24 protein-coding genes and 1 other RNA gene are annotated in these 22819 nt (G+C 45.6%); 9 read left to right on the forward strand and 16 right to left on the reverse strand.

What is annotated here, in order from left to right; translation table 11 throughout:
• The first annotated feature begins 76 nt into the window (after positions 1-76).
• A complete protein-coding gene (barA, locus tag R7O13_RS17005; RefSeq protein WP_033907441.1) occupies positions 77-2875 on the forward strand; it encodes a two-component sensor histidine kinase BarA in 2799 nt (932 codons plus the stop codon).
• A 69-nt stretch (positions 2876-2944) separates the two neighbouring features.
• Here the strand turns inward: barA and acpS are convergent, their stop codons facing one another.
• From acpS to rpoE, 11 genes are all read right to left on the reverse strand, one after another.
• A complete protein-coding gene (gene acpS, locus R7O13_RS17010; protein ID WP_005380927.1) occupies positions 2945-3325 on the reverse strand; it encodes a holo-ACP synthase in 381 nt (126 codons plus the stop codon).
• A 10-nt stretch (positions 3326-3335) separates the two neighbouring features.
• Positions 3336-4070 carry a pyridoxine 5'-phosphate synthase gene (gene pdxJ / locus R7O13_RS17015; RefSeq protein WP_005384579.1) on the reverse strand — a complete coding sequence of 245 codons (735 nt, stop codon included), beginning with the start codon at positions 4068-4070 and terminating at the stop codon, positions 3336-3338.
• Positions 4067-4798 (reverse strand): DNA repair protein RecO, encoded by a 732-nt coding sequence (recO, locus tag R7O13_RS17020; protein WP_005384578.1) that lies wholly within the window; start codon positions 4796-4798, stop codon positions 4067-4069. Before recO ends, pdxJ begins: the two co-directional genes overlap by 4 nt.
• A gap of 115 nt (positions 4799-4913) precedes the next feature.
• Positions 4914-5876, reverse strand: a complete 963-nt coding sequence (era, locus tag R7O13_RS17025) for a GTPase Era (protein WP_005380931.1) — start codon at positions 5874-5876, stop codon at positions 4914-4916.
• Positions 5869-6546, reverse strand: a complete 678-nt coding sequence (gene rnc / locus R7O13_RS17030; RefSeq protein ID WP_005380932.1) for a ribonuclease III — start codon at positions 6544-6546, stop codon at positions 5869-5871. The genes era and rnc overlap by 8 nt, the downstream gene beginning before the upstream one ends.
• Positions 6547-6567: 21 nt before the next feature.
• On the reverse strand, positions 6568-7467 hold the full coding sequence (gene lepB / locus R7O13_RS17035) for a signal peptidase I (RefSeq protein WP_005380933.1): 900 nt from the start codon (positions 7465-7467) through the stop codon (positions 6568-6570).
• A 104-nt stretch (positions 7468-7571) separates the two neighbouring features.
• Entirely contained in the window at positions 7572-9365 is a 1794-nt protein-coding gene (gene lepA / locus R7O13_RS17040; protein WP_158156859.1) for a translation elongation factor 4, read from the reverse strand.
• 158 nt (positions 9366-9523) lie between these two features.
• Positions 9524-9994, reverse strand: a complete 471-nt coding sequence (locus tag R7O13_RS17045; protein ID WP_005380936.1) for a SoxR reducing system RseC family protein — start codon at positions 9992-9994, stop codon at positions 9524-9526.
• A gap of 2 nt (positions 9995-9996) precedes the next feature.
• A complete protein-coding gene (rseB, locus tag R7O13_RS17050; protein ID WP_005380941.1) occupies positions 9997-10956 on the reverse strand; it encodes a sigma-E factor regulatory protein RseB in 960 nt (319 codons plus the stop codon).
• Positions 10953-11579: a sigma-E factor negative regulatory protein gene (locus tag R7O13_RS17055; RefSeq protein WP_005380944.1), complete on the reverse strand. Its 627-nt coding sequence runs from the start codon at positions 11577-11579 to the stop codon at positions 10953-10955. The genes rseB and R7O13_RS17055 overlap by 4 nt, the downstream gene beginning before the upstream one ends.
• Positions 11580-11605: 26 nt before the next feature.
• Positions 11606-12184 carry an RNA polymerase sigma factor RpoE gene (gene rpoE, locus R7O13_RS17060; RefSeq protein WP_005380946.1) on the reverse strand — a complete coding sequence of 193 codons (579 nt, stop codon included), beginning with the start codon at positions 12182-12184 and terminating at the stop codon, positions 11606-11608.
• 554 nt (positions 12185-12738) lie between these two features.
• Between rpoE and nadB the strand changes: the two genes are divergently transcribed.
• Positions 12739-14352, forward strand: a complete 1614-nt coding sequence (gene nadB / locus R7O13_RS17065; RefSeq protein WP_005380947.1) for an L-aspartate oxidase — start codon at positions 12739-12741, stop codon at positions 14350-14352.
• Between the two features lie 22 nt (positions 14353-14374).
• Here the strand turns inward: nadB and R7O13_RS17070 are convergent, their stop codons facing one another.
• Both R7O13_RS17070 and R7O13_RS17075 read right to left on the reverse strand, forming a co-directional pair.
• Complete coding sequence (locus tag R7O13_RS17070; protein ID WP_262665979.1) at positions 14375-14836, reverse strand: protein YgfX; 462 nt, start codon at positions 14834-14836, stop codon at positions 14375-14377.
• Entirely contained in the window at positions 14805-15065 is a 261-nt protein-coding gene (locus tag R7O13_RS17075; RefSeq protein WP_005380951.1) for a succinate dehydrogenase assembly factor 2, read from the reverse strand. Before R7O13_RS17075 ends, R7O13_RS17070 begins: the two co-directional genes overlap by 32 nt.
• A gap of 189 nt (positions 15066-15254) precedes the next feature.
• Here R7O13_RS17075 and ygfZ point away from each other — a divergent pair, with 189 nt between their 5' ends.
• The 3 genes from ygfZ (at position 15255) to R7O13_RS17090 (ending at position 17535) form a co-directional block, all read left to right on the forward strand.
• Positions 15255-16223 (forward strand): tRNA-modifying protein YgfZ, encoded by a 969-nt coding sequence (ygfZ, locus tag R7O13_RS17080; RefSeq protein WP_054577171.1) that lies wholly within the window; start codon positions 15255-15257, stop codon positions 16221-16223.
• Positions 16216-16689: an aminoacyl-tRNA deacylase gene (locus R7O13_RS17085; protein ID WP_005384562.1), complete on the forward strand. Its 474-nt coding sequence runs from the start codon at positions 16216-16218 to the stop codon at positions 16687-16689. Before ygfZ ends, R7O13_RS17085 begins: the two co-directional genes overlap by 8 nt.
• A 639-nt stretch (positions 16690-17328) precedes the next feature.
• Positions 17329-17535 (forward strand): DUF1107 domain-containing protein, encoded by a 207-nt coding sequence (locus tag R7O13_RS17090; RefSeq protein ID WP_005380970.1) that lies wholly within the window; start codon positions 17329-17331, stop codon positions 17533-17535.
• A 65-nt stretch (positions 17536-17600) separates the two neighbouring features.
• Here R7O13_RS17090 and R7O13_RS17095 read toward each other — a convergent pair whose 3' ends face one another.
• Genes R7O13_RS17095 through R7O13_RS17105 form a run of 3 tightly spaced genes read right to left on the reverse strand, consistent with a single transcriptional unit; the run spans position 17601 to position 20621 of the window.
• On the reverse strand, positions 17601-18809 hold the full coding sequence (locus R7O13_RS17095; RefSeq protein WP_154205028.1) for an FAD-dependent 2-octaprenylphenol hydroxylase: 1209 nt from the start codon (positions 18807-18809) through the stop codon (positions 17601-17603).
• A 31-nt stretch (positions 18810-18840) separates the two neighbouring features.
• Complete coding sequence (ubiH, locus tag R7O13_RS17100) at positions 18841-20019, reverse strand: 2-octaprenyl-6-methoxyphenyl hydroxylase (RefSeq protein WP_005380974.1); 1179 nt, start codon at positions 20017-20019, stop codon at positions 18841-18843.
• A 23-nt stretch (positions 20020-20042) separates the two neighbouring features.
• Positions 20043-20621 carry a YecA family protein gene (locus R7O13_RS17105; protein WP_005380976.1) on the reverse strand — a complete coding sequence of 193 codons (579 nt, stop codon included), beginning with the start codon at positions 20619-20621 and terminating at the stop codon, positions 20043-20045.
• A gap of 249 nt (positions 20622-20870) precedes the next feature.
• Between R7O13_RS17105 and R7O13_RS17110 the strand changes: the two genes are divergently transcribed.
• The 4 genes from R7O13_RS17110 (at position 20871) to rpiA (ending at position 22687) form a co-directional block, all read left to right on the forward strand.
• Positions 20871-21179 carry a cell division protein ZapA gene (locus R7O13_RS17110; protein WP_005384553.1) on the forward strand — a complete coding sequence of 103 codons (309 nt, stop codon included), beginning with the start codon at positions 20871-20873 and terminating at the stop codon, positions 21177-21179.
• Positions 21180-21187: 8 nt separating this feature from the next.
• Positions 21188-21372: non-coding RNA, 6S RNA (ssrS, locus tag R7O13_RS17115), on the forward strand.
• Between the two features lie 5 nt (positions 21373-21377).
• A complete protein-coding gene (locus R7O13_RS17120) occupies positions 21378-21977 on the forward strand; it encodes a 5-formyltetrahydrofolate cyclo-ligase (protein WP_005384552.1) in 600 nt (199 codons plus the stop codon).
• A gap of 53 nt (positions 21978-22030) precedes the next feature.
• The gene (gene rpiA / locus R7O13_RS17125) at positions 22031-22687 is read left to right on the forward strand and encodes a ribose-5-phosphate isomerase RpiA (protein WP_005380982.1); all 657 of its coding nucleotides are present in this window, start codon (positions 22031-22033) and stop codon (positions 22685-22687) included.
• The last annotated feature ends 132 nt before the right edge of the window (positions 22688-22819 follow it).

Here is a 22819-nt window from a genome sequence, read left to right on the forward strand (position 1 = left end):
TGCTCAAGGCTTTATCGTGCGCTTGAGAAATAATGCGTTATTTTCCCATATCCAGACTCCGATGTAATTAGATAACATGACCAGATATGGCTTACGAGCACGTGTAATTACACTAACTCTCGCTCCCACTCTCATTATTGGTTTATTACTGAGCGGCTTTTTCTCATTTAACCGCTACCAAGACCTTGAGAAACAAGTTATCACCACTGGTAACAGCATTATTGAGCCGCTGGCGATTGCCAGTGAAACTCATCTACTATCAGAAAGCCGTGAGGCGGTACGTCGCTTGATAAGCTACGCGCACCGCAAAAACTCCAAACTTGTTCGTAGTATCGCGGTATTTGATGAACATCATGAGCTCTTTGTGACCTCTAACTTTCATCCTAATTTTGAAGCCTTAATGTTCCCCAAAGATAAACCGATCCCGCAACTGGGTAATTCGGAAATCTACGAAAACTCACTGATATTGCGTGTCCCCATTTTGTCAGAAGGTCACTACTTAGCGGAGTTGTCGAACGAAAGCCAAGGCACAAAAGCGATTGGTTACATCGCCGTCGAGTTAGATCTCTCCTCCTTGAGGCTGCAACAGTATCAAGAAGTCTTCTCTGCGTTTTTAGTTCTGGTTCTCGGTCTTGGCTTAGCAAGTGTGTTTGCTTCACGTCTAATGCACGATGTGACCCAACCTATCACCCACATGAAGAATGTCGTTGACCGCATTCGCCGTGGTCATCTGGATGTGCGTATCGAAGGCAAAATGCACGGTGAGTTAGACCAGCTAAAAAATGGCATCAACGCCATGGCGGTATCGTTATCAGAATATCACGTAGAGATGCAGCACAGTATAGACCAAGCCACGTCCGACTTACGTGAAACGCTTGAGCAGCTAGAAATTCAGAACGTTGAGCTGGATATCGCGAAGAAACGCGCGCAAGAAGCGGCCAGGGTTAAGTCAGAGTTTTTGGCGAACATGTCGCACGAGCTGCGTACTCCGCTCAATGGGGTGATTGGCTTTACTCGTCAAATGCTTAAAACGCAGCTTTCTAACAGCCAAACGGATTACCTACAGACGATTGAGAAATCGGCGAACAACCTGCTGAATATCATCAATGACATTCTCGACTTCTCGAAACTTGAAGCGGGTAAGCTGGCACTCGAAAACATTCCTTTTGATTTCCGAGAAAGTTTAGAAGAGGTAATTAACCTACAAGCCACAAGTGCACATGAGAAAGGGTTAGAAATCACCCTAAAAGTGGACCCTAAAATTCCACCAGGTTTAGTTGGGGATCCACTACGTATCCAGCAAATTTTGACGAACTTAGTCGGTAACTCAATCAAGTTTACCGAGCGAGGCAACATTGATGTTAGCGTAGAAATGCGCTCTCAATCAGGAGACTCCGTCGAACTGCAATTCATGGTGCGTGATACCGGTATTGGTATCTCTGAGCGTCAGCAAGCGCAGTTGTTCCAAGCCTTTAGCCAAGCAGATGCAAGTATTTCACGTCGTTACGGCGGTACTGGTCTTGGTCTGGTTATCACTCAGAAACTGGTGAGCCAGATGGGCGGCGAAATCAGTTTAACCAGCCGTCTACACCAAGGTTCAACCTTCTGGTTTACGGTGCGCTTGCACTCAACCGAGATGCCAATGAGCGAACTGATTGAAGTGGAACTTCTGACTGGGAAGCAGTTACTGCTGATTGAACCAAACATGCAAGCCGCATCCGTAACCCAACAGATTCTAAGTCAGGAGGGTATTTTAGTAACCTACCGCTCTTCGCTACCAAACAACGAAGAACAATATGATTATGTACTGTTGAATTTAGCGGCCAACCAGACTCACGATGCGGAAGTTATTACACCTTGGATAGAACAAGCGAAACGCATGGCTCCGAGTGTTCTCCTAGGGACACCGAGTACCGAATTGGCGCTTGCGGACCAAATAATGACAGAGCATCACGTCCAGTGCCTGACGAAACCATTGTCTCGCCGTAAGTTGCTACAAAGCCTGATTAGCGAACATGTAGAATCGCCACCGGTATTAAGCGCTCCAATTACGCCAAGCGAAGGGGACCGTTTACCTCTCACTGTACTAGCAGTGGATGACAACCCTGCAAACTTGAAGCTGATCTCTGCACTGCTCCGCGAACGAGTAGAAACCGTCACCGCCTGTAGCAATGGCCAGCAAGCGGTGAACCTGGCGACAGAGAAAAAGTACGATTTAATCTTCATGGATATTCAAATGCCACAAATGGATGGGGTGACCGCTTGTAAGCACATTAAAGAGTTGGAGCTAAATAAAGACACGCCAGTGATTGCGGTAACGGCACATGCCATGGCAGGGGAACGAGACCGCTTGCTCTCGGCAGGAATGGATGACTACTTGACCAAACCTATTGAAGAGCATGTGCTACAACAGGTTTTGGTTCACTGGAACCCAAATGCTTGTACAGAGAGCATTGGCAAAGTCGCCCCTTCATACGTTGATGAACCTGAAGGAAGCGCACCACAATCCGTTTCTTCGCCTCAGCAGGATGTGATTATTGATTGGCAAGCAGCCTTGAAACAGAGCGCGAATAAAGAGGATCTCGCTAAAGACATGCTACGCATGTTGATTGAGTTCATCCCTGAAGTAGAAGCAGTCGTTGACCAAGCTCTGGAGCAAGAAGATATCTCTCGTGATGACCTAATTCATGTCATCCATAAGCTGCACGGCAGTAGTTCATATTGTGGCGTTCCAAGACTGAAGTCACTCTGTGCGACGCTTGAGCAAGCACTGCGCTCAGGGATCAGTCTTGAGGAGGTTGAGCCTGAAATGTTCGAGCTGCAAGATGAAATGATTAAAGTAACAACAACCGCAAAGTTATACCTTGAACAGTGATCTATTGAAGAGAAACAAAAGCCAGAGCAAATGCTCTGGCTTTTTAGTATTTTGTTTAAGACTTACAAGCTAGGATTCAAAAATGACCGTCGCCACAGCGTAATGACGCTCATCGGAAATGGACAGGTGAATGTGGTTAACGCCCATCGCATCCGCTATTTGCTTGGCTGTGCCCGTCAATGCGAGCACTGGTTTTCCAAGCTCATCGTTCGAGATGGAAAAGTCGTGAAACGTGACCCCTTTTGCGATCCCTGTTCCCAATGCTTTTGAGGCCGCTTCTTTAACTGCAAAGCGCTTAGCAAGATAACGACCTTGCAGCTTAAGCTGTGAGAATTTGGCCATTTCTTCTTCTGAAAGAATCCGCTGAGCAAAAGGTTCACCACTACGAGCTAACGCTTTTTCAATACGCTCAATTTCTGCAATGTCGGTCCCTAACCCTATAATCGCCATCTAGATAGCCCTATGACTGGCGAGCCTCAATCATCAGTGCTTTCATGTCAGCAACCGCTTTATTTAAACCATCAAATACCGCGCGACCAATGATTGAGTGACCAATGTTGAGTTCGTAAATTTCTGGTAATGCAGCAATTGGTGCGACATTGTGATAAGTCAGGCCATGCCCGGCATTAACAATAATACCTAGGTCATGTGCATAACTCGCACCAGCAGCAATCTTCTTCAGTTCAGCTTGCTGTTCGTCTTCTGTCGTCGCATCTGCATAGTGGCCAGTATGTAGCTCAATAAACGGAGCGCCACACTTTTTCGCAGCTTCAATCTGTTGACGGTCAGCATCAATAAAGAGCGAAACTTTAATGCCGGCATCTGTCAGCTTTTTCGTCGCAGCTTTAATTTTTTCAAGCTGCCCTACTACATCTAAGCCACCTTCCGTCGTCAGTTCTTCACGCTTTTCAGGCACTAGACACACAAACTCTGGTTTAGTTTGCAGCGCAATCTCAACCATTTCGTCCGTCACTGCCATCTCTAGATTCATACGCGTTTGAATGGTTTCACGCAGAATACGTACATCACGATCCAAAATATGGCGACGGTCTTCACGTAAGTGGATAGTGATACCGTCCGCACCTGCACGCTCTGCAATTTCAGCAGCGTGAACAGGATCCGGGTATTTTGTACCACGTGCATTACGTAGAGTGGCAATATGGTCGATATTGACGCCTAAATAAATTGAGCTCATTTTCCGTTACTCCGTGCTCTGGGGGTCTGAATGAAAAATTCACGACTTTTTAAAGGTTTGCCGCCAAGATACGGCTTTAAGGCTATACGTGTAAAGCGTTTTGCCGCTTTTAGCTGCTCTTTAGTGACGAACCGCCGCTCACTGATAGCAATCAGTTCATTCCCTAAAAACGTTAGGTTATCGCGCCTAACCGAAGCAATAAACCCTTTCTGTTCCCGGTAACGATAGGTCATTTCTGGGTCGACGGGCTCGCCGGTACCTGCACAATGCAAAAAATCCACGCCATACCCCATCGCAGACAACAAGGCTAACTCAAAACGACGCAGTGCAGGCTCAGGGTTCTCGTTGTGCGCCAACTCGGTTAACGCATGCAAATAATCATGAAATAGTGCTGGCATCGGCACTTCAGCCATCAAAATACGGCCAATCAGTTCATTGACGTACATGGCTGAGTAGAGATTAATGCCCGTTAACGGCAAACCTAGGCTTATCGGCTCGGCTTGACGCAAAGTTTTCATTGAGCCTTTCCCCGACCATTTAAGTAATAGCGGGGTAAAAGGTTGCAATGCGCCTTTTAAGTTCGAACGCTTACTGCGCGCGCCTTTGGCCATTAAAGTCATTCGGCCATATTCCTCACTAAATACATCAAGGATTAAGCTCGATTCACTGTAAGGGCGTCGGTGCAATACAAAACAGCGCTGTAAACCTTCGGAAGACAGATTACTCATCTAAGTCATTGTGCCTAAAAAGTGTGAAATAAAAAATAAGGAGCCGAGCGGCTCCTTATTTTAATCGATACTGATTTTTCATCGATGTTGGAGCGAAGCACCTTCGCAGCCAAGATTATAAATCGTCTATATAACCCAACGATCGCAACGCTCGTTCGTCGTCTGCCCAGCCAGATTTCACTTTTACCCAAGTTTCTAGGTAAACCTTACGACCGAACAATTCTTCCATATCTAAACGCGCTTCGCGACCAATGGTTTTAATCTTCTCGCCGCCTTTGCCAATCACCATTTTCTTCTGGCCATTACGCTCAACAAGAATCAAGGCATTGATGTGGAAACCGTCGGTTTCTGGGTTGTAATCAAAACGCTCAATCTCAACCGTTACTGAGTATGGCAGCTCTTCACCAGTAAAGCGCATCAGCTTTTCACGCACAATCTCAGACGCCATAAAACGCTGAGAACGGTCAGTCACGTATTCTTCTGGGAAGTGATGCGTTGCTTTAGGTAAGTGATTACGCACGTGCTTACGCAGTACATCAATGTTCTTACCTTGCTTGGCAGAGATTGGCACAACATCCACGAAGTCCATCTTCTTCGACATCTCCGCCATGTGTAGCATCACGTCGTTACGATCTTGTACGTTGTCGACTTTGTTTACACAAAGCACAACTGGGAAGTTCGATTTTTGAAGTTTGGTCAGCACCATCTCATCGTCTTTAGTCCAATGCGTACCATCGACTAAGAAGAACACAAGGTTTACATCACTCAATGACGAGTTAGCAGCACGGTTCATCAAACGGTTGATCGCACGCTTTTCTTCAATGTGAAGTCCAGGCGTGTCGACGTAAATCGCTTGGTAATCGCCGTCCGTATCCACACCCATAATACGGTGGCGTGTCGTTTGCGGCTTACGAGAGGTGATCGAAATCTTCTGACCCAAAATCTTGTTCAAAAGTGTCGACTTACCTACGTTTGGACGACCAACAATCGCAATAAAGCCACAGTGTTGGTTTTCTGGCGAGCTTGGCTCACCCTGTGATGCGAAAAACGCATCGATATCGAATTCGTTATCAGCCATTTGTTAATTGCTCAAGTGCTGTTTCAGCAGCCGCTTGTTCTGCCTTGCGGCGGCTGGTGCCTTTACCGATTACAGGCTTATCCACACCTGCTACTTCGCACTCAACCGTGAACTCTTGGTTGTGCGCTTCACCTTTAATATTAGTCACTGTGTAGACAGGCAGCGGTTTTCTTCTGCCTTGTAGGAACTCTTGTAGGCGAGTTTTCGGATCTTTCTGTGAAACGCCTGGTTTAATGGCTTCAAGGCGTGACTGATACCAACTCAGTACAATGCCTCGCACAACTTCAAGATCACTGTCTAGGTAAATTGCGCCAATAATGGCTTCAACCGCATCGGCTAAAATAGAGTCTCGGCGAAAACCGCCACTCTTCAATTCACCTGGACCTAATTTTAAATAATCTCCTAGATCGAATTCACGACCCAGTTCCGCCAATGTATGTCCGCGAACCAAAGTAGCACGCATGCGGCTCATGTCACCTTCGTTCACTTTTGGGAAACGATGGTACAGATCATCAGCGATGACAAAACTTAAAATTGAATCGCCCAGAAACTCAAGACGTTCATTGTGCTTACTGTTGGCGCTGCGGTGCGTCAGCGCCAAATTGATAAGCCCGGCATCTTGAAACTGATAGCCGAGCTTTCTCTCTAGTTTATCAATTGGAGAATTCATACTCTCTCGATATTTGAATGGTTAGTGAATGCCACCGATGCGGTTAAAACGCACACCAGTTGGAATCCATGAAGGTAGAACACTATCTGCGCCACGATCAAACTCGAAGCTGATCCAGATCGCGACAGCTTTACCGACTAAGTTTGCTTCTGGAACAAAGCCCCAGTAACGGCTGTCAGCACTGTTGTCACGGTTATCACCCATCACAAAATACTGACCTTGTGGTACAACCCACTCTGTCGTGCCGCTACGTGGGAAATATTGCTCCACGCGGTTACGCACAAGAGGGTTAACCAAAATATTGTGCTCAACGTTACCCAATTTTTCATCCAGTTGGATCATTGGAATACCGTTCGAGCTAAACTGACTTTCTTCAACATTGCTCAGTTTAACTGGCTTACATGCCGATTCGCCTTGGCTTTGCACGCAAAGCTGCTTATCACTTGAATAACGCACGATATCACCAGGTAAACCAACTACACGCTTAATGTAGTCCACACTTGGTTGTGGTGGGTATTTGAATACCACGATATCACCACGCTCAGGCTTACCAGTTTCCACTAGCTGAGTACGCCATACTGGGTCTTTTAGACCGTACGCGTACTTCTCAACTAAAATGAAATCGCCAACCAGCAAGGTAGGCATCATTGAGCCTGATGGGATTTGAAATGGTTCGTAGATAAAAGAACGTAATACTAAAACGAACGCGATCACAGGGAAAATAGAGACGCTATTTTCAACCCACCAAGGCTGACGCTCAACTTTTTGCAAGGTCACTGCATCCAAACCATTAGACGTCTGAGCTTGAATCTCAGCCAGTTTTTCCTGACGCTTTTTCGCGAAAACCAGCTTTTCCAATAGCCAAACCACGCCAGTTACCAAAGTCGCAATAACCAACATCAGTGAGAATGTATTAGCCATTAAATTCCCTTATCTAAAAATACGAAAGTGAAAGAGCCGAAACCCTTTCACTTATTTTAATATCTAACGTCTTAAGACCGACAAGTGTGAGACAAAGTTCAACTTTAGTCTTTACCTACGTGAAGGATGGCTAGGAACGCTTCTTGAGGCAGCTCAACGTTACCGATCTGCTTCATGCGTTTCTTACCTTCTTTCTGTTTCTTCAGAAGTTTCTTCTTACGACTTACGTCACCGCCGTAACATTTCGCAATAACGTTCTTACGCAACTGTTTTACCGTTGAACGAGCGATAATGTGGTTACCAATTGCCGCTTGGATTGCGATATCAAACATTTGGCGAGGGATGAATTCTTTCATCTTCTCTACCAACTGACGACCGCGAGTCTGAGACTGATCTTTGTGTGTGATCATCGCCAATGCATCAACAGTGTCACCGTTAAGAAGAACGTCTACACGTACCATGTTCGAAGCTTCAAAACGCTGGAAGTTGTAATCCAAAGATGCGTAACCGCGTGATGTTGATTTCAGACGATCGAAGAAATCCAGTACCACTTCAGCCATTGGAATATCGTAAGTCACAGCGACTTGGTTACCGTGGTAAACCATATCAACTTGACTGCCTCGCTTTTCAACACACAGGGTGATTACATTACCTAGGTACTCTGAAGGCACAAGGATATTACAACGCGCAATCGGTTCACGAATTTCTTCAATATCATTGATCGCTGGTAGTTTTGCTGGGCTATCAACATACAGCAGATCGCCATCCGTCTTCTCAACTTCGTAAACTACCGTTGGTGCTGTGGTGATAAGATCCAAGTCGTATTCACGCTCTAGACGCTCTTGGATGATTTCCATGTGCAACATGCCAAGGAAACCACAACGGAAACCAAAGCCAAGTGCCGCAGAGTTTTCTGGCTCGTAGAATAGCGATGCGTCGTTAAGGCTTAGTTTGCCTAGTGCGTCACGGAAGTTCTCGTAATCGTCAGAAGATACTGGGAACAGACCTGCGTAAACCTGAGGTTTAACTTTCTTAAAGCCTGGTAGCGGTTTATCACAACCATTCTTCGCTAGAGTCAGCGTATCACCAACAGGGGCACCAAGAATGTCTTTGATACCACAAACAACCCAACCTACTTCACCAGTACGAAGGGTATCGGTATCTACTTGTTTTGGCGTAAAGATACCAAGGCGGTCTACACCCCAAACTTGGCCTGTGCTCATTACTTTGATCTTGTCGTTCTTCTTCAGTGAACCGTTTTTGATTCGTACCAAAGATACTACGCCAAGATAGTTATCAAACCATGAGTCAATGATCAGCGCTTGTAGCGGCGCATCAGGATCACCTTCTGGCGCTGGAATTGCTGATACGATGTTTTCTAGAACGTCCTCAACACCCAGACCTGTCTTCGCAGAACAGCGTGTTGCGTCCATCGCATCAATACCAACGATTTCTTCAATTTCTTCCGCTACACGCTCAGGATCGGCTGCTGGTAGGTCAATCTTGTTCAAGATTGGCACAACCTCTAGATCCATTTCGATCGCGGTGTAACAGTTAGCCAGTGTTTGAGCTTCAACACCTTGACCCGCATCCACAACCAATAGCGCACCCTCACAAGCCGCTAGAGAACGTGATACTTCATATGCAAAGTCAACGTGCCCCGGAGTATCGATGAAGTTCAGCTGATACGTCTCACCGTCTTTAGCGGTGTAGTTTAGCGTCACACTCTGAGATTTGATGGTGATGCCACGCTCACGTTCAAGATCCATAGAATCCAGAACCTGTGCGGCCATTTCACGATCGGTTAACCCGCCACAAACTTGGATTAGACGGTCTGATAGGGTCGACTTACCATGGTCGATGTGGGCGATAATCGAAAAGTTACGAATGTGCTTCATAGATTTAGGGTGACTAACTCTTTACAAATAGGGACAGTAAGAAACGCCATCTACTGACGGCATTTCAATCAAGTTGGCAGATTCTACCGAATTTCGTTAACGGGCGCACGTAATTTAAAGTACATACCCAAATAACCTTTAGTGGAGGGGGGCAGCACTTACTGGATTGGCTCTCCAAGTACCCGAACGAGGGTAACTTGGCGCTTGGATTCATCTTCTAACGGACGAGAAACACGTTTTGCGATCCACATTCCACCAGCGGCAAACAATACCGATGCCAATATGATGATGCCTTCCCCGCCGGCTGTCAGCGGCGCTAACAGGAAGTGACCAAACATCGCACCGATAATCAAACCAAACAATGGCAGTAAATAAACCGCCATTGCTGATTTTATTAGGCTTGACTCAGGAAAACCAATCTCGACGACTTGACCTATTTTCACCGATTTATCCGTGCGCAGGTGCCAAGATAAACTCTTGTTACCAATGGCTTTAGTAACAACGCCCGTTCCACAGCTTTTCTGTGAAGAGCAACTACTGCAACTGGTCTGCTGTTCGCAACTTAAATCAATTTCGAATTGCTTGCCGCGACGATGCACGTCTGTCACGGTAGCCAACGCGGTCATCATTGTTATTTACTCTTTGTTACATTAAATGTGACAGATTGGGCGATACGCTGTGCTGTGGTCGGTGGAATGTCTCCTACAACAGAGATTTCATGTTGACCGCTCACAAAACTGTGTAGCGTTCTTCTGCCTTGGCGAACCAACTGCCCTTTTAACGAATGCTCATCTTTGTTTGCTACGTAAACAGAGAAGCTAAACAGACCATCAGAATACAGCTGACTCTCCACCATTTGGTTAGTAACGGCCATACGATAGCGGTTGAGCTCGTTCGGCTCGAAACCCTCAGGGATCCAACCAACCTGCCAATTACTGGTCCCAATATCGCCTTTTGGCATGGTTAGAACAGCAGGTAATTGAACATCTTGCAAGCCACTCATTAACTCTGCGATTTTTGGGTTTACCGTGTAAGAAATAGTGCGATATTGTTCAAGCATTTCACCATCGCGGTCCACAAGGTCGGCACGTAACGGCAATTTACTCTTTTCATCGATCCATAGTACGTATGAATAGCGCAGACCGTCTTTAGGAACAATACGCAGCACTTGTGTTGCCACACCAGCTTCACGAGCTCTGCCCACTTTTACATAGTCGTAATACAAGTTTAGCTCATCGATATTGGTGTTGAGCATAGGCATCGTCGGAGCGACCATTTTACCTGACTCGATGGTGAACGGTTCTAAACCCGTTTCGATATAACTTACTTCAGTTCCGCGACGAATCACTTCACGCACAGGGCCACTTAAGTAGACAAGATGAGCATATTGATCGTCACCATGCGTGGCATGACGATACAGCAACGGCTCAATGCTGTTCTTTTTGATAAGGATATAAGAGAGTTCGTAACTTAAATTCTTACTCGCCTCGCTCATTTGATGCAATAAAGCCTCCGCTGGCTTATCACCAGCAAAGGCTTGAGAAGACATCATACTGAACAGAGCGCAAGCGCTGATCAGAAATTTTTTCATTCAATATCCGGATTCAGATTTGCATCTTGTTGAGATGCATCACTGTTAATTCGTAACTGCAATTCGTAGTCTCGCAGCATAGCATGAACACGCTTGCGCTGCTCTTGCATATTTGCCTCGCCTACAGAACGTTCTACAGACTCACGAGTCAAACTCACTGGTTCTGCGCTGCCAGCAAACGGAACCGTCTGCAATACAGGTAATTGATCTGTTTGCGGCGACATTGAATCGCTACCACCGTACTGCTGTACACCTAAAATAACAACAAGCGATACACATGCAGCAACAGCAACTTGACCAAACTGCGTCAACCAACCTGGCAACTGACGTTTTGCTTTTTGCGGTTCTGGTTGCGACTCTTTTGGCGTATCCGCAATTGAGATAACATTTGCACTGTGCGAATCAAACGCACGGTGTGCAGGTTCATCTTCTAACGCTAACGCCACGCTTTCAGCAATATTCCACTCAGGTTTTGCTGGCGCTTCGCCTCGCATCACATCACCAATCAGGTGATAGTTCTGCCAAGCATCACGGCTCTCTTGGTCTTGCTCTAACTCTTGAATTAAAGCCTTATCGACCAATTCTCCATCCATGAGAGCTGAAAGTTTTTCTTTGTCAGCCATTATTTTCACCATAGTTATTACTTGTACTAGCGTTGCAAAAGAGGTCTGATTTTCTTTTCCACCGCCTCACGAGCACGGAAGATACGCGATCGTACCGTTCCTACCGGGCAATCCATCACTTCTGCAATTTCTTCATAACTCAAGCCGTCGAGCTCTCGTAATGTCATTGCGGTTTTTAAATCTTCAGGTAAAGCTTCGATTGCACTGAACACCACCCGTTGCAATTCTTTGGACAACGTTAAGTTCTCAGGGTTCGATATTTCTTTAAGTGCACTACCTGTTTCGTAAAATTCAGCATCTTCAGCATCGACATCTGTCGCTGGAGGTCTACGCCCTTGAGCAACAATGTGATTTTTCGCAGTATTCACTGCAATGCGATACAGCCACGTATAAAACGCACTTTCCCCACGAAAGCTAGGGATAGCTCGGTAAGCTTTAATAAACGCTTCTTGTGCTACATCTGGTACATCGCCAGGATTACTAACGTATCTGGAAATAAGATTACATACCTTATTCTGGTACTTTGTTACCAACAGGTTGAATGCTTGCTTATCGCCATTCTGAACTCGCTCAATCAATACTTGATCGGTCAGCTGCTCGTTCATTCGAGCGGATACTCCTATTTGTTATGCCCCTACTCTTCTCAGATATGGGTACTAATTATGCAAAACGTAGTATTGACACCACTGCTTACTTGAGCACTATTGTGACCCTAACGTGAATGAGAAAGTTCCATGGTTTCTCAAGTTTTTTGTCATTGTTTTTTCACAGTGTGATGTCTGTACCCAAATGACCACCGCTGCCTGACTTTAGTCTAAGTTTGACAAGCGAGCATCTTGGAGGGAAATGGGTATAATGAATGATCTCTGTCCCAGATTGTGCTGGGTCGGGCATGGAAAAGCAATGGCATTGACAAACTATTACTTTTCATTTGCATGGCTAATGGCTATCTGAACACCGCGTTACAAATTATAACTTAGGAAGCATGCTCATGCTCTGCATGAAAAAGAAGAGTGGCTCAGTCACCGCCGTAACACGGGCGTCGATAGGTCTCCCAACTTAGCCCTTAGCGACAGATGTCGCGATAATGGAATGCACATGGTGTGCAAATAATACACAAGGTAACTTTGTTACCTTAGCTTGGGATTATAAAAGTTATATGAACACAAATCGTGAACATGAGTGTGATGTATTAGTGGTAGGGAGTGGCGCGGCAGGTTTGTCGTTGGCTTTGCGCGTTGCTAACCACTGTAAGGTGATGGTGCTGAGTAAAGGACCACGCAGCGAAGGGGCGACCTACTATGCTCAAGGCGGTATCGCTGCCGTATTTGATGAGTCAGACACCATTGATTCACACGTTGAAGACACGCAAATCGCCGGGGATGGTATTTGCGATGAGGAGACCGTAAGGTTCATTGCTGAGCATTCAAAAGAGTGTGTACAGTGGTTGATTGACGGTGGTGTCCCATTTGATCGTGAAGAAGATGACTCTGACGATGAACCTCGCTACCACTTAACTCGTGAAGGTGGTCATAGCCGTCGTCGTATTCTTCACGCGGCAGATGCGACAGGTATGGCGATGCAAACCTCCCTGCAAGATAACGCTCATAACCATCCAAACATTCATGTTCTCGAACGTCACAATGCTCTGGACTTAATCACCGAAGACAAAATTGGCGGTGATAAAAACAAAGTTATCGGTGCTTATATTTGGAACCGCAACGAAGAGCATGTCGAAACCGTGCGAGCCAAATTTGTGGTTCTCGCTACAGGTGGTGCTTCAAAGGTTTATCAATACACCTCTAACCCAGATGTGTCGTCTGGTGATGGTATTGCGATTGCTTGGCGTGCAGGGTGTCGTGTGGCGAATATGGAATTTAACCAGTTCCATCCGACGTGTTTATATCACCCAGAAGCACGTAACTTCTTGCTGACTGAAGCGTTGCGTGGCGAAGGTGCTTACCTGCGTCGTCCAGATGGCTCTCGCTTTATGCCAGATTTCGATGAACGTAAAGAGCTTGCTCCGCGTGACGTGGTGGCTCGTGCTATCGACTTCGAAATGAAGCGTTTAGGCGCAGACTGTATGTATCTCGACATCAGTCATAAGCCTGCTGACTTTATTACGAAACACTTCCCAACCATTTATTCACGTTTGATGGATTTGGGCATCGACATGACTAAAGAGCCAATCCCAATCGTACCTGCTGCACACTACACTTGTGGCGGTGTCATGGTGGATAGAAATGGCTGCACCGATCTGAAAAATTTGTATGCGATTGGTGAAGTTAGCTACACCGGGCTGCATGGTGCTAACCGCATGGCATCAAACTCACTTCTCGAATGTGTGGTTTATGCTTGGTCTGCGGCAAAAGATATTCTAAAACATCACACTAACGTTGAGCTACCCTCACAGGTGCCATGTTGGGATGAAAGCAAAGTAACCAATAGTGATGAAGAAGTGATCATTCAGCACAACTGGCACGAGCTTCGTCTGTTTATGTGGGACTACATGGGCATTGTGCGAACTGACAAACGTTTAGAGCGCGCCTTACGCCGTATCCAACTGTTGCAACAAGAAACACACGAGTACTACAGCAATTTCCGAGTGTCGAACAACTTATTAGAACTGCGTAACCTTTTACAAGTAGCAGAGTTGATGGTTCGTTGTGCGATGCAGCGTAAAGAGAGTCGAGGTTTGCACTACACGCTTGATTATCCGAACCAACTGGAAAACAGCGGACCAACGATTTTGGTTCCAGCTAAACAGCTTTAACTTTACCAATTAAACTATTACATCAACAGGGAGCATTAGCTCCCTGTTTCATTTCCCATTGGCGTAATACCAAAGATAGTTGACGATACTGCTCATCGTCACAGCTATCACGCCAAATCGTAACACTACGGCCAGATTGCAATTGGAATGTTATCTTGAATGGTGATGCCGATGTATCGACTCGCTGTAAATGACCCTTTTCGGACTCAATATCTTCCGAGTATTCGCCACATTCAAGGGCATCAAACCTAACCGAGCCATCGCAGTGCACATACCAATGCCCATGACTTGTAGGTTGAACAAGGCCTTGGCTTGAGAGAGCCTTAACAATCAGTAATAACAAATAAGTCGATAATACGAGTGGAACACTAGAGAAGATAACAGCCCAAGTCATCAATAAGAAAAGTACAACATTGAGGACTCGGGCAGTCAGAGAGGGAGAAGCAGTAAAATTAACGAACTTTGCTGAGGTTATGGGCGACAATTTTATCAACCATTGCTGCATGACCTAAATTTTCGCTACGGCCATGCCCCATTACCCAAGTAAACAGATCAGGATCATCGCATTCAAGTAAAGAAACAAAGTCACGCTGCTCTTGTTCACTCAGAGTATCAAAGCACTCTTCAAAAAACGGCATAATTACTACGTCAAGCTCAAGCATGCCTCGACGACAAGCCCATTTAATACGCGCTTTTTCTTCCGGAGTGTACATTCACTATTCCTTCATAGATGTCTTGTTGTTAGTGCGGAGTGTAACAAGGGATGTGCTACGTCACTAGTGTGCGGGTCACAATACGATAGTGAAAGCAGACAAATGTTGATTCGTAAATCGCTCCCCTAGTATCTCAAGGTTATTTGGGTATAACATAGCGGAAAAATATCTTCAAAAGGCATTGTAATTATGGAATGGCAAACTCGTTTTTCAGCATTACCTCTCTCAACTCAAGACGCACTTCCAGAGTTATCTATCTCACTGCTGGATAACTTCGGCATGATCACCATGATCGGTGACGATAAAAAATCATACTTACAAGGTCAGGTTACCTGCGATGTTGTTTCTTTAGAACAAGACCAATCAACACTGGGCGCACATTGTGATGCAAAAGGAAAAGTGTGGAGCGTGTTCCGCCTTTTCCATCATCATGATGGCTACGGCATGATCCAACCAAAATCGGCGATTGACGTAGAACTTAATGAAATAAAGAAATACGCCATTTTCTCTAAAGTAACGATTGAAGCTTCTGATGACGTTATCTTAGGTGTTGCTGGCGTCAAAGCCGACGAATTCATTTCAACAATGAGCAAGACAACTGGCAGCGTTCGCCCAGTAGACGGCGGTACAGCAGTGCAAGTTGCACAAGATCGCTGGTTACTGATATTAAGTGCGCCAGAAGCACAGCAAATCGTTGAAACTACCGACGCTGTCTTTACGACAAATGAGCTTTGGAATCGTTTCGATATTGAGGCAGGTTTACCATTTGTCTCTGCATCCGCGCAGAATGCTCACATTCCACAAGCACTCAACGTGCAAGCTTTAGGAGGCATTAGCTTCACAAAGGGCTGCTACACGGGACAAGAAACGGTAGCACGAGCGAAGTATCGCGGTACCAATAAACGTGCGATGTATATCGTAAAAGGTGCAACTTCTGCTCCATTCAGTGACGAACCAATTGAGCTCGAACGCAGCGTAGGTGAAAACTGGCGTTCAGTAGGTGCTTTATTAAATCACTACCAGTTCAGTGACAATCATGCGATTGGCCTGATCGTGCTGCCTAATAATCTCGATGAGGACACTCGTCTTCGTTTGGTTGCGCAACCAGAGTGTGAATGGACAATCGAATCACTGCCTTACAGTCTTGATGATGAGTAATACAATCAATACTCCTTTGATGCAATTTCTCACAGACCAACACATTCCGTTTCGTCTGTTACCGCATCAAAGACCAGCAACCACCATTGAGGATGCCGCGCACCAACGCGGCATTCGCCCTTCTCAAATGGTGAAAGCAATCTTGCTACGAGACATGGGTAATCAATATGCACTCGCCTGTGCGCCAGGTGATCGTAGCGTTGATCCCAAAAAAGTGCGCTCGTTACTGAAATGTCGCCGGATGACTTGTGTTGATCAAGCCGACGTTGAGTCCATCACTGGTTACAAAATTGGTACTGTCACTCCTCTGCTACTAAAACGTCATATGCCAATCGTGTTCGACCCCAGCTTACTAGAAGAACAGGAAGTCACGATCAGCAGTGGCGATCGCATGGCTGGACTGGCGCTTTCTATCCAAGATCTTATCCAATTGTGTCAGCCGACCGTAGCTGAGATCTGTCGTTAATCGTCTAAAAACAATGTAATGACACGTAGTGTTTCTATCACTGCGTGATCTCGCTCATATCTACAAAAATAGACATCAGAATTTTTAATCACATATAAAACATAAATAGTCACAAAGATAAAACTCGTATATGCTGAATTTGTTGGTTAAGTTTCAAACAAGCACTTAACCGATATAAAGTGAGTCAGCTAGCTGAGTGACAGCATTCATGCAGTTAGTTATCCACTTTTGTGTAATGCATCTGTGACTATTCGCCCGCTGAAGCGGGCTTTTTTTTACGTGGAACTTTTTCTCTTTCATTTCCTCTAATCGTTAGAACGTAAAGTGTGTTGCGCGAGGCACGACCTTAATAGGAACAACTAGCAAACAACCGTTTTCGTTCTATTCTTAATTCTGTAACAAAACTATTGCTTAATGCGTCACGTAAAAAGGAGTGTATTGGCGTAAAGGTTCCTTTAGAGAGGTTATTTTTGGGGTAATCCTCACGCTATTTAAGAGATGACACTGTCAAATTGTCTAAGACAACACAATTCTCTGACGCAACACCCTACATCTGTATTTAATACTATTGCTGTCACAATAATTTTCGCGTCCAGAACGTAGAATACCTAGGCTAGGTTAGATAAAAGGAAAGTAAATATGAGACTGTTTAAGCGCTATACACCAAGTATGATTGCTAAACATATAAGTCGTCTTTTTAAAGGAAGAATTTATATTTACGGGGTCGGTAGATTCGAGTTTGATAACGGTAAGTTAATACTGCCGGAGAAAGCAGAGCAACGCCATTTCCGAGCGGTCAAAGAGATCAATCAAGAAATAATGAAACTCCGATGCGCATATGCTTAGCAAAATGTTGATAAAACAAAGGCTGGATTAACCAGCCTTTTGTGTATTTGAAGTTCGCTTTGCACTTACTGACGCGCCAGATCCGGCAAGTGTCCCTTTAAACCAAGCGCGCGCTTCATGATCTCATCTTTCGCTCCCGGCAGTTGCCCCGCTAAACTTAAGCCAATGCCACGAACGAGCTTCTTAGCTGGGTTCTCGCCAGAGAACAAATCTCGAAACCCTTGCATAGTAGCGATCATCTTTGCCGCTTCCGCTTTTCGCCAACGCTCGTAGCTTCTTAGGTTGCGTTTACTACCGATATCTTGTCCCTGCTTCCAAAGTGCTAACACCTCTTGAGCAAGACTGGCCGCATCTAATAAACCTAAATTCACACCCTGCCCCGCTAATGGATGAATGGTATGAGCTGCATCACCAACCAGCGCGACTCGCTCGACGACAAAATCTCGCGCATAGCGCATTTTCAAAGGAAACGCAGCACGCTCTCCCACTACTTCACATAGACCAAGTCGAGCATCAAACTCACTCGTCAACGCTTTATTGAAATCATGTTCACTCATTGCCACTAACTGCTCTGCTCGATTTGGCTCCGTGGACCAAACAATAGAGCACATATCTGGTTGCGACATTGGCAAAAATGCCAACGGTCCGTGAGGAGTAAATATCTGGCGCGCAATGCTGTTGTGTGGCATGGCAGTTTTGACATTCGCGACCAAAGCATGATGACCATAGTCCCAATGCGTTAATGGAATATCCATTTGATGGCGAAGCCACGAATTCGCCCCATCGGCTCCGACCACTAATTTAGCGGTCATGGCTTGGCCATTATCGAGCGTCAGCCAGCTTTCTTGCTCACCAACCGCGAGAGTCGCGCAACGTGCGGGCATAAACATCGTGACGTTATCGAGCTTTTGGACTTGTTCAAGCAGCGCAAGTTGAATCACACGATTCTCAACAATATGCCCTAAATCAGGTTGTGCCATACTTTGTGCATTAAATTCAATGTTGGCAAAGCTATCTTGTTCCCATACTTCCATGCCATGGTAAGGTGAAGCTCGGCGCTGTTCTATGCCCTGCCAAGCACCAAGTTTACGCAAAATCGTCTCACTAGAGCGGCTCAGCGCAGACACACGAACATCGGGTAATTCTTTCAACGAATCATCTGGCACTTTACCTTCAATAACGGCGACACGCAGATCACTGTCTTTGAACGCGGCAGCAAGTGCCAACCCAACCATCCCTCCGCCGATGATGGCGATATCTACACTTTGCATCATTGCTTTTTATTACCTAATTCAGTGCGGCCGTTCATCGTTTTACCAAGCCAAGTGTATGGCGTAGTAGCGGCTGCTTAAAAATAGAAAGGTTATCCATCGCTGCTAAGGCAGTATTTCGGCCAATTCGCATCGCGGGTAAATCATTTGAAAAAACATGTACTAAGGCACTGGTTAGCCAAATAGTTTCGCTTCGATCTGCTTCTCTACGTTGACTAAAGCGCATCAGGCCTTGATAAAGACCCACATCCTCACTTTGCTGCACAATTTCTTCTGCTAGTGAGACTACATCGCGAATACCGAGATTAAAGCCTTGTCCAGCTATCGGGTGCAGCGTTTGCGCCGCATTTCCAACAATCGCAAAGCGATGTGAAATATTTTGCTTTCGATGGCGAAGAAGCAATGGGTAACTTGCACGGCGCCCCACTTTTTTCATCGCGCCTAAACGCCAACCAAAATCGTTCTGTAAACGCTGGAGAAATGCTTGATCAGATAACTCAAGAACGGCTTGGGCTTCTTCAGGGTGCAAACACCAAACTAAGGACATTCGATTGTCACTCATTGGCAATAAAGCAACAGGGCCATTCTCAGTAAAACGTTCAAAGGCTCTACCTTGATGAGGTTCTTGAGTCACAATATTGGCAATGACAGCCACTTGTTCAAAATCTTGCTCAGAAAGTTCTAGACCAATTTTCTGACAACAGGTCGAAACAGCACCATCTGCAGCCACCAGCAGTTTTGCTTCAAGTTGCTCACCACTTTTCAACGTCACATGGGTACAGTTTTGCTCGCGCTCGATATCGGTAACGGAGTCAGGACAAAACAGCGTAATTGACTCGCTACTGTCTAATAATTCTTGATATACACGCCCAACATCGGCTAATTCTACAACATACCCTAGAGCTTCAACCCCAACCTCTTGCTTGGTAATCTCCGTCATCCCAGCATGAGAACGGTCAGAAACGTGGATATGTTCAATGGGTGTGACAAACGGTTCTACTGACGTCCAGAGCTGTAGTTGACGCAACAGATTGACAGTACCGTAAGACAATGCGATTGAGCGAGAGTCAAAACCAGGGTGCATATCTGATTGTGCTTTAAAAGGCTCAACGACGGCAATGCGGAGCTTTCCCTGAGACAAATGGTCAATCGCCAATGCTAACGTTGCACCAGCCATGGCACCACCAGCAATGACTACATCATATTGCTTCATACTAACCTCTGGACGGTCTACGATTAGTGAATAGTAGGTTTTTTGTCGCTGCTTTCAGGACGAACACCAAATTCAGCATGAATCGTTAGTACGCAAGCTTTGATGTGCTCAATCACTTGCTCTAGCAATTGCGCTTGTTCACCAAGATCGTCATCTTCATCAATGCCTAATTTGGCAATCTCTTCTAGATCAGCCAGTGCTTCTTTAGCGTCATCAGATGCTTTGTTAAGCGCAACGCCTGCTAGACCTAGCCCAGAAATAAAGTGGTTTACAAAGTCGGACACACTGTCGGCTAATGCAAATAAGCCTTCTTCGCCCGGCTCATCTGGCAATAGTAAAGACAGCTCCATTGATGTGCCAGTAAGCTCATTAACAGTAACGTTGAATATGCTCTGAGCAAAAGTGAGTGCTGTCGAGGGCCACCCCATCCCATCATTGGTGTAGTCAAAAAGAATCGGCTGCCAAGTTTGATCATTGATCGCCAATCCACCACTTAACATGCCAACAAATAAGCCATGTAACTCCGCCGGTGTCACAGCCAGGCTTGCCGATTGCAGTTCAGCAGCAATAGATTGGTATTCAGGAAGGGTGATTTCACTCATAACTTGGCTCATTCTTGCGTAATAATGTATTGGTATATCCTACCATCAAGGTTAGTGGTCTGAAACGGCTATCAAATTCAATTTTGGACAGCATTTGTTCAATTTGCCCAATTCCTGTGTGATCTCGTCATCATTTCTCTTTCTGTGATGGGAAATGCTTGAATCTTAATAGCGGTTTTCCTATAGTTTGCTCCTCGGTAGTTGTATGAAGCAACACCTTAGATAGCGCGAATATAGAGTTTATTCATCATGAGCAATCAAGCGATCGACGTTGAAATATTAGGCAAACTTACACGTGTGAATTGTCCGACAGGACAAGAAGAGTCTCTTGTTGCAGCGGCAAAAGATCTTGATCGCCGATTGAAAGAAATGAGCGAACGTACTAAGGTAACCAATGAAATCCAACTGCTGACCTTTGCTGCATTGAATATTTGCTATGAGTTGCACACCAAGTCATACGAATCCAATGGTCAACAGCAAGAAATTACTGAGCGAATGGAAAAGCTCACCGCGTCTTTAGAGAACGCACTAAGCAAAGTTACGCAAGGACAGCAGTAAATACAAAATTTACCCTGGGGTGTGCGTCAGCAGGATTTAAGTCCCTGAGCCGATAAGCAATACCTAAGGGTTAGTATTTGGTAACTATTGAGCAAGCTCGGCATGCACCGAGAAGCCTACGGTTGTCATTGCTGATCCGCCTTGAACCAGCTGGTTCAAGGGCCACAATCCTCAACGGCACCCTGGGGTATTCTCTCTATGTCAGACCTCTCTCGACAAGACTTCCGCAAACTGATTCGTGAAAAGCGCAACGCTCTGTGCAGTGATACGCAATACCAAGCGGGAATCGACCTTATTACTCAATTTTCCCAACTTCCTGAAATCGATCAGGCGCAACATATTGCCATCTACCTTTCTGCAGACGGTGAGCTTGATACTAAACCGCTCATTGAATGGTTATGGCAACAGGGAAAATCGGTTTATCTGCCCGTCATCCATCCCTTTTCTAAAGGTCAGTTACTGTTTCTTCAGTATATAAGTGATGAACAGCTCGTCTACAACAAGTACGGCATCTTAGAGCCCAAGCTCGATATCAGACACCTCAAACCCGTTCGCCAGCTTGATTTAATCTGCACGCCTTTAGTTGGGTTCGACAGTATCGGACACCGCTTAGGCATGGGCGGAGGGTACTACGATCGTACTCTGTCACGTTGGTTTATAACTGGAGAGGGAGCTAAACCTGTTGGTATCGCTCATGACTGCCAACATGTAGAACGCTTACCAATTGAAAGCTGGGACATTCCATTACCTAAGATCGTGACCCCAAGCCAAATATGGCAATGGGAAAGTGACAAGTAAGCCGCTATAATCACGCCCGCAAACGTTAACGAACATCTATTCAGGAGATTGGCATGACTCAAGATGAAATGAAAAAAGCGGCTGGTTGGGCAGCACTAAAATATGTTGAGAAAGGCAGCATTGTCGGTGTTGGTACTGGCTCTACCGTGAATCACTTCATCGATGCACTAGGCACTATCAAAGATGATATTAAAGGTGCAGTGTCTAGCTCTGTCGCTTCAACTGAGCGCCTTAAAGAGCTTGGTATTGAAGTATACGAGTGTAACGATGTAATGAAGCTGGATGTGTATGTTGATGGCGCAGATGAGATCAACCCAGCACGTGAAATGATCAAAGGCGGCGGCGCGGCTCTGACTCGTGAGAAAATTGTCGCAGCAATCTCTGATAAGTTCGTATGTATCGTTGACGGCACTAAAGCAGTTGACGTACTTGGCCAGTTCCCATTGCCTGTTGAAGTAATCCCAATGGCACGCTCTTACGTGGCTCGTGAATTGGTAAAACTAGGTGGTGATCCAGCTTACCGTGAAGGCGTTGTGACTGACAACGGCAACGTGATTCTGGATGTGCACAATATGCAAATTACCAACCCGAAAGAAATGGAAGACAAAATAAACGGCATCGCTGGTGTGGTGACTGTGGGTCTTTTCGCTCATCGTGGTGCAGACGTAGTGATCACTGGCACACCAGAAGGTGCAAAAATTGAAGAATAAATAACAGCCCAAAATGAACCTATCTGGTTCACTTTTCTGTTATTTCATTACATACGGTGCTGCAAGGCACCGTTTTTTATTCCTTTCTATAAGAAAATTATCTCTTATTCCGTAATTTTCTTACCCAAAGCA

It is taken from the genome of Vibrio sp. Y176 (genome assembly GCF_033438945.1).

What these genes read in the sequence shown, in the direction of transcription:
- barA (WP_033907441.1), top strand. Translation starts at nt 77, where the DNA reads ATGACCAGATATGGCTTACGAGCACGTGTAATTACACTAACTCTCGCT.
- acpS (WP_005380927.1), bottom strand. Translation starts at nt 3,325, where the DNA reads ATGGCGATTATAGGGTTAGGGACCGACATTGCAGAAATTGAGCGTATT.
- pdxJ (WP_005384579.1), bottom strand. Translation starts at nt 4,070, where the DNA reads ATGAGCTCAATTTATTTAGGCGTCAATATCGACCATATTGCCACTCTA.
- recO (WP_005384578.1), bottom strand. Translation starts at nt 4,798, where the DNA reads ATGAGTAATCTGTCTTCCGAAGGTTTACAGCGCTGTTTTGTATTGCAC.
- era (WP_005380931.1), bottom strand. Translation starts at nt 5,876, where the DNA reads ATGGCTGATAACGAATTCGATATCGATGCGTTTTTCGCATCACAGGGT.
- rnc (WP_005380932.1), bottom strand. Translation starts at nt 6,546, where the DNA reads ATGAATTCTCCAATTGATAAACTAGAGAGAAAGCTCGGCTATCAGTTT.
- lepB (WP_005380933.1), bottom strand. Translation starts at nt 7,467, where the DNA reads ATGGCTAATACATTCTCACTGATGTTGGTTATTGCGACTTTGGTAACT.
- lepA (WP_158156859.1), bottom strand. Translation starts at nt 9,365, where the DNA reads ATGAAGCACATTCGTAACTTTTCGATTATCGCCCACATCGACCATGGT.
- R7O13_RS17045 (WP_005380936.1), bottom strand. Translation starts at nt 9,994, where the DNA reads ATGATGACCGCGTTGGCTACCGTGACAGACGTGCATCGTCGCGGCAAG.
- rseB (WP_005380941.1), bottom strand. Translation starts at nt 10,956, where the DNA reads ATGAAAAAATTTCTGATCAGCGCTTGCGCTCTGTTCAGTATGATGTCT.
- R7O13_RS17055 (WP_005380944.1), bottom strand. Translation starts at nt 11,579, where the DNA reads ATGGCTGACAAAGAAAAACTTTCAGCTCTCATGGATGGAGAATTGGTC.
- rpoE (WP_005380946.1), bottom strand. Translation starts at nt 12,184, where the DNA reads ATGAACGAGCAGCTGACCGATCAAGTATTGATTGAGCGAGTTCAGAAT.
- nadB (WP_005380947.1), top strand. Translation starts at nt 12,739, where the DNA reads ATGAACACAAATCGTGAACATGAGTGTGATGTATTAGTGGTAGGGAGT.
- R7O13_RS17075 (WP_005380951.1), bottom strand. Translation starts at nt 15,065, where the DNA reads ATGTACACTCCGGAAGAAAAAGCGCGTATTAAATGGGCTTGTCGTCGA.
- ygfZ (WP_054577171.1), top strand. Translation starts at nt 15,255, where the DNA reads ATGGAATGGCAAACTCGTTTTTCAGCATTACCTCTCTCAACTCAAGAC.
- R7O13_RS17085 (WP_005384562.1), top strand. Translation starts at nt 16,216, where the DNA reads ATGAGTAATACAATCAATACTCCTTTGATGCAATTTCTCACAGACCAA.
- R7O13_RS17090 (WP_005380970.1), top strand. Translation starts at nt 17,329, where the DNA reads ATGAGACTGTTTAAGCGCTATACACCAAGTATGATTGCTAAACATATA.
- R7O13_RS17095 (WP_154205028.1), bottom strand. Translation starts at nt 18,809, where the DNA reads ATGATGCAAAGTGTAGATATCGCCATCATCGGCGGAGGGATGGTTGGG.
- ubiH (WP_005380974.1), bottom strand. Translation starts at nt 20,019, where the DNA reads ATGAAGCAATATGATGTAGTCATTGCTGGTGGTGCCATGGCTGGTGCA.
- R7O13_RS17105 (WP_005380976.1), bottom strand. Translation starts at nt 20,621, where the DNA reads ATGAGTGAAATCACCCTTCCTGAATACCAATCTATTGCTGCTGAACTG.
- R7O13_RS17110 (WP_005384553.1), top strand. Translation starts at nt 20,871, where the DNA reads ATGAGCAATCAAGCGATCGACGTTGAAATATTAGGCAAACTTACACGT.
- R7O13_RS17120 (WP_005384552.1), top strand. Translation starts at nt 21,378, where the DNA reads ATGTCAGACCTCTCTCGACAAGACTTCCGCAAACTGATTCGTGAAAAG.
- rpiA (WP_005380982.1), top strand. Translation starts at nt 22,031, where the DNA reads ATGACTCAAGATGAAATGAAAAAAGCGGCTGGTTGGGCAGCACTAAAA.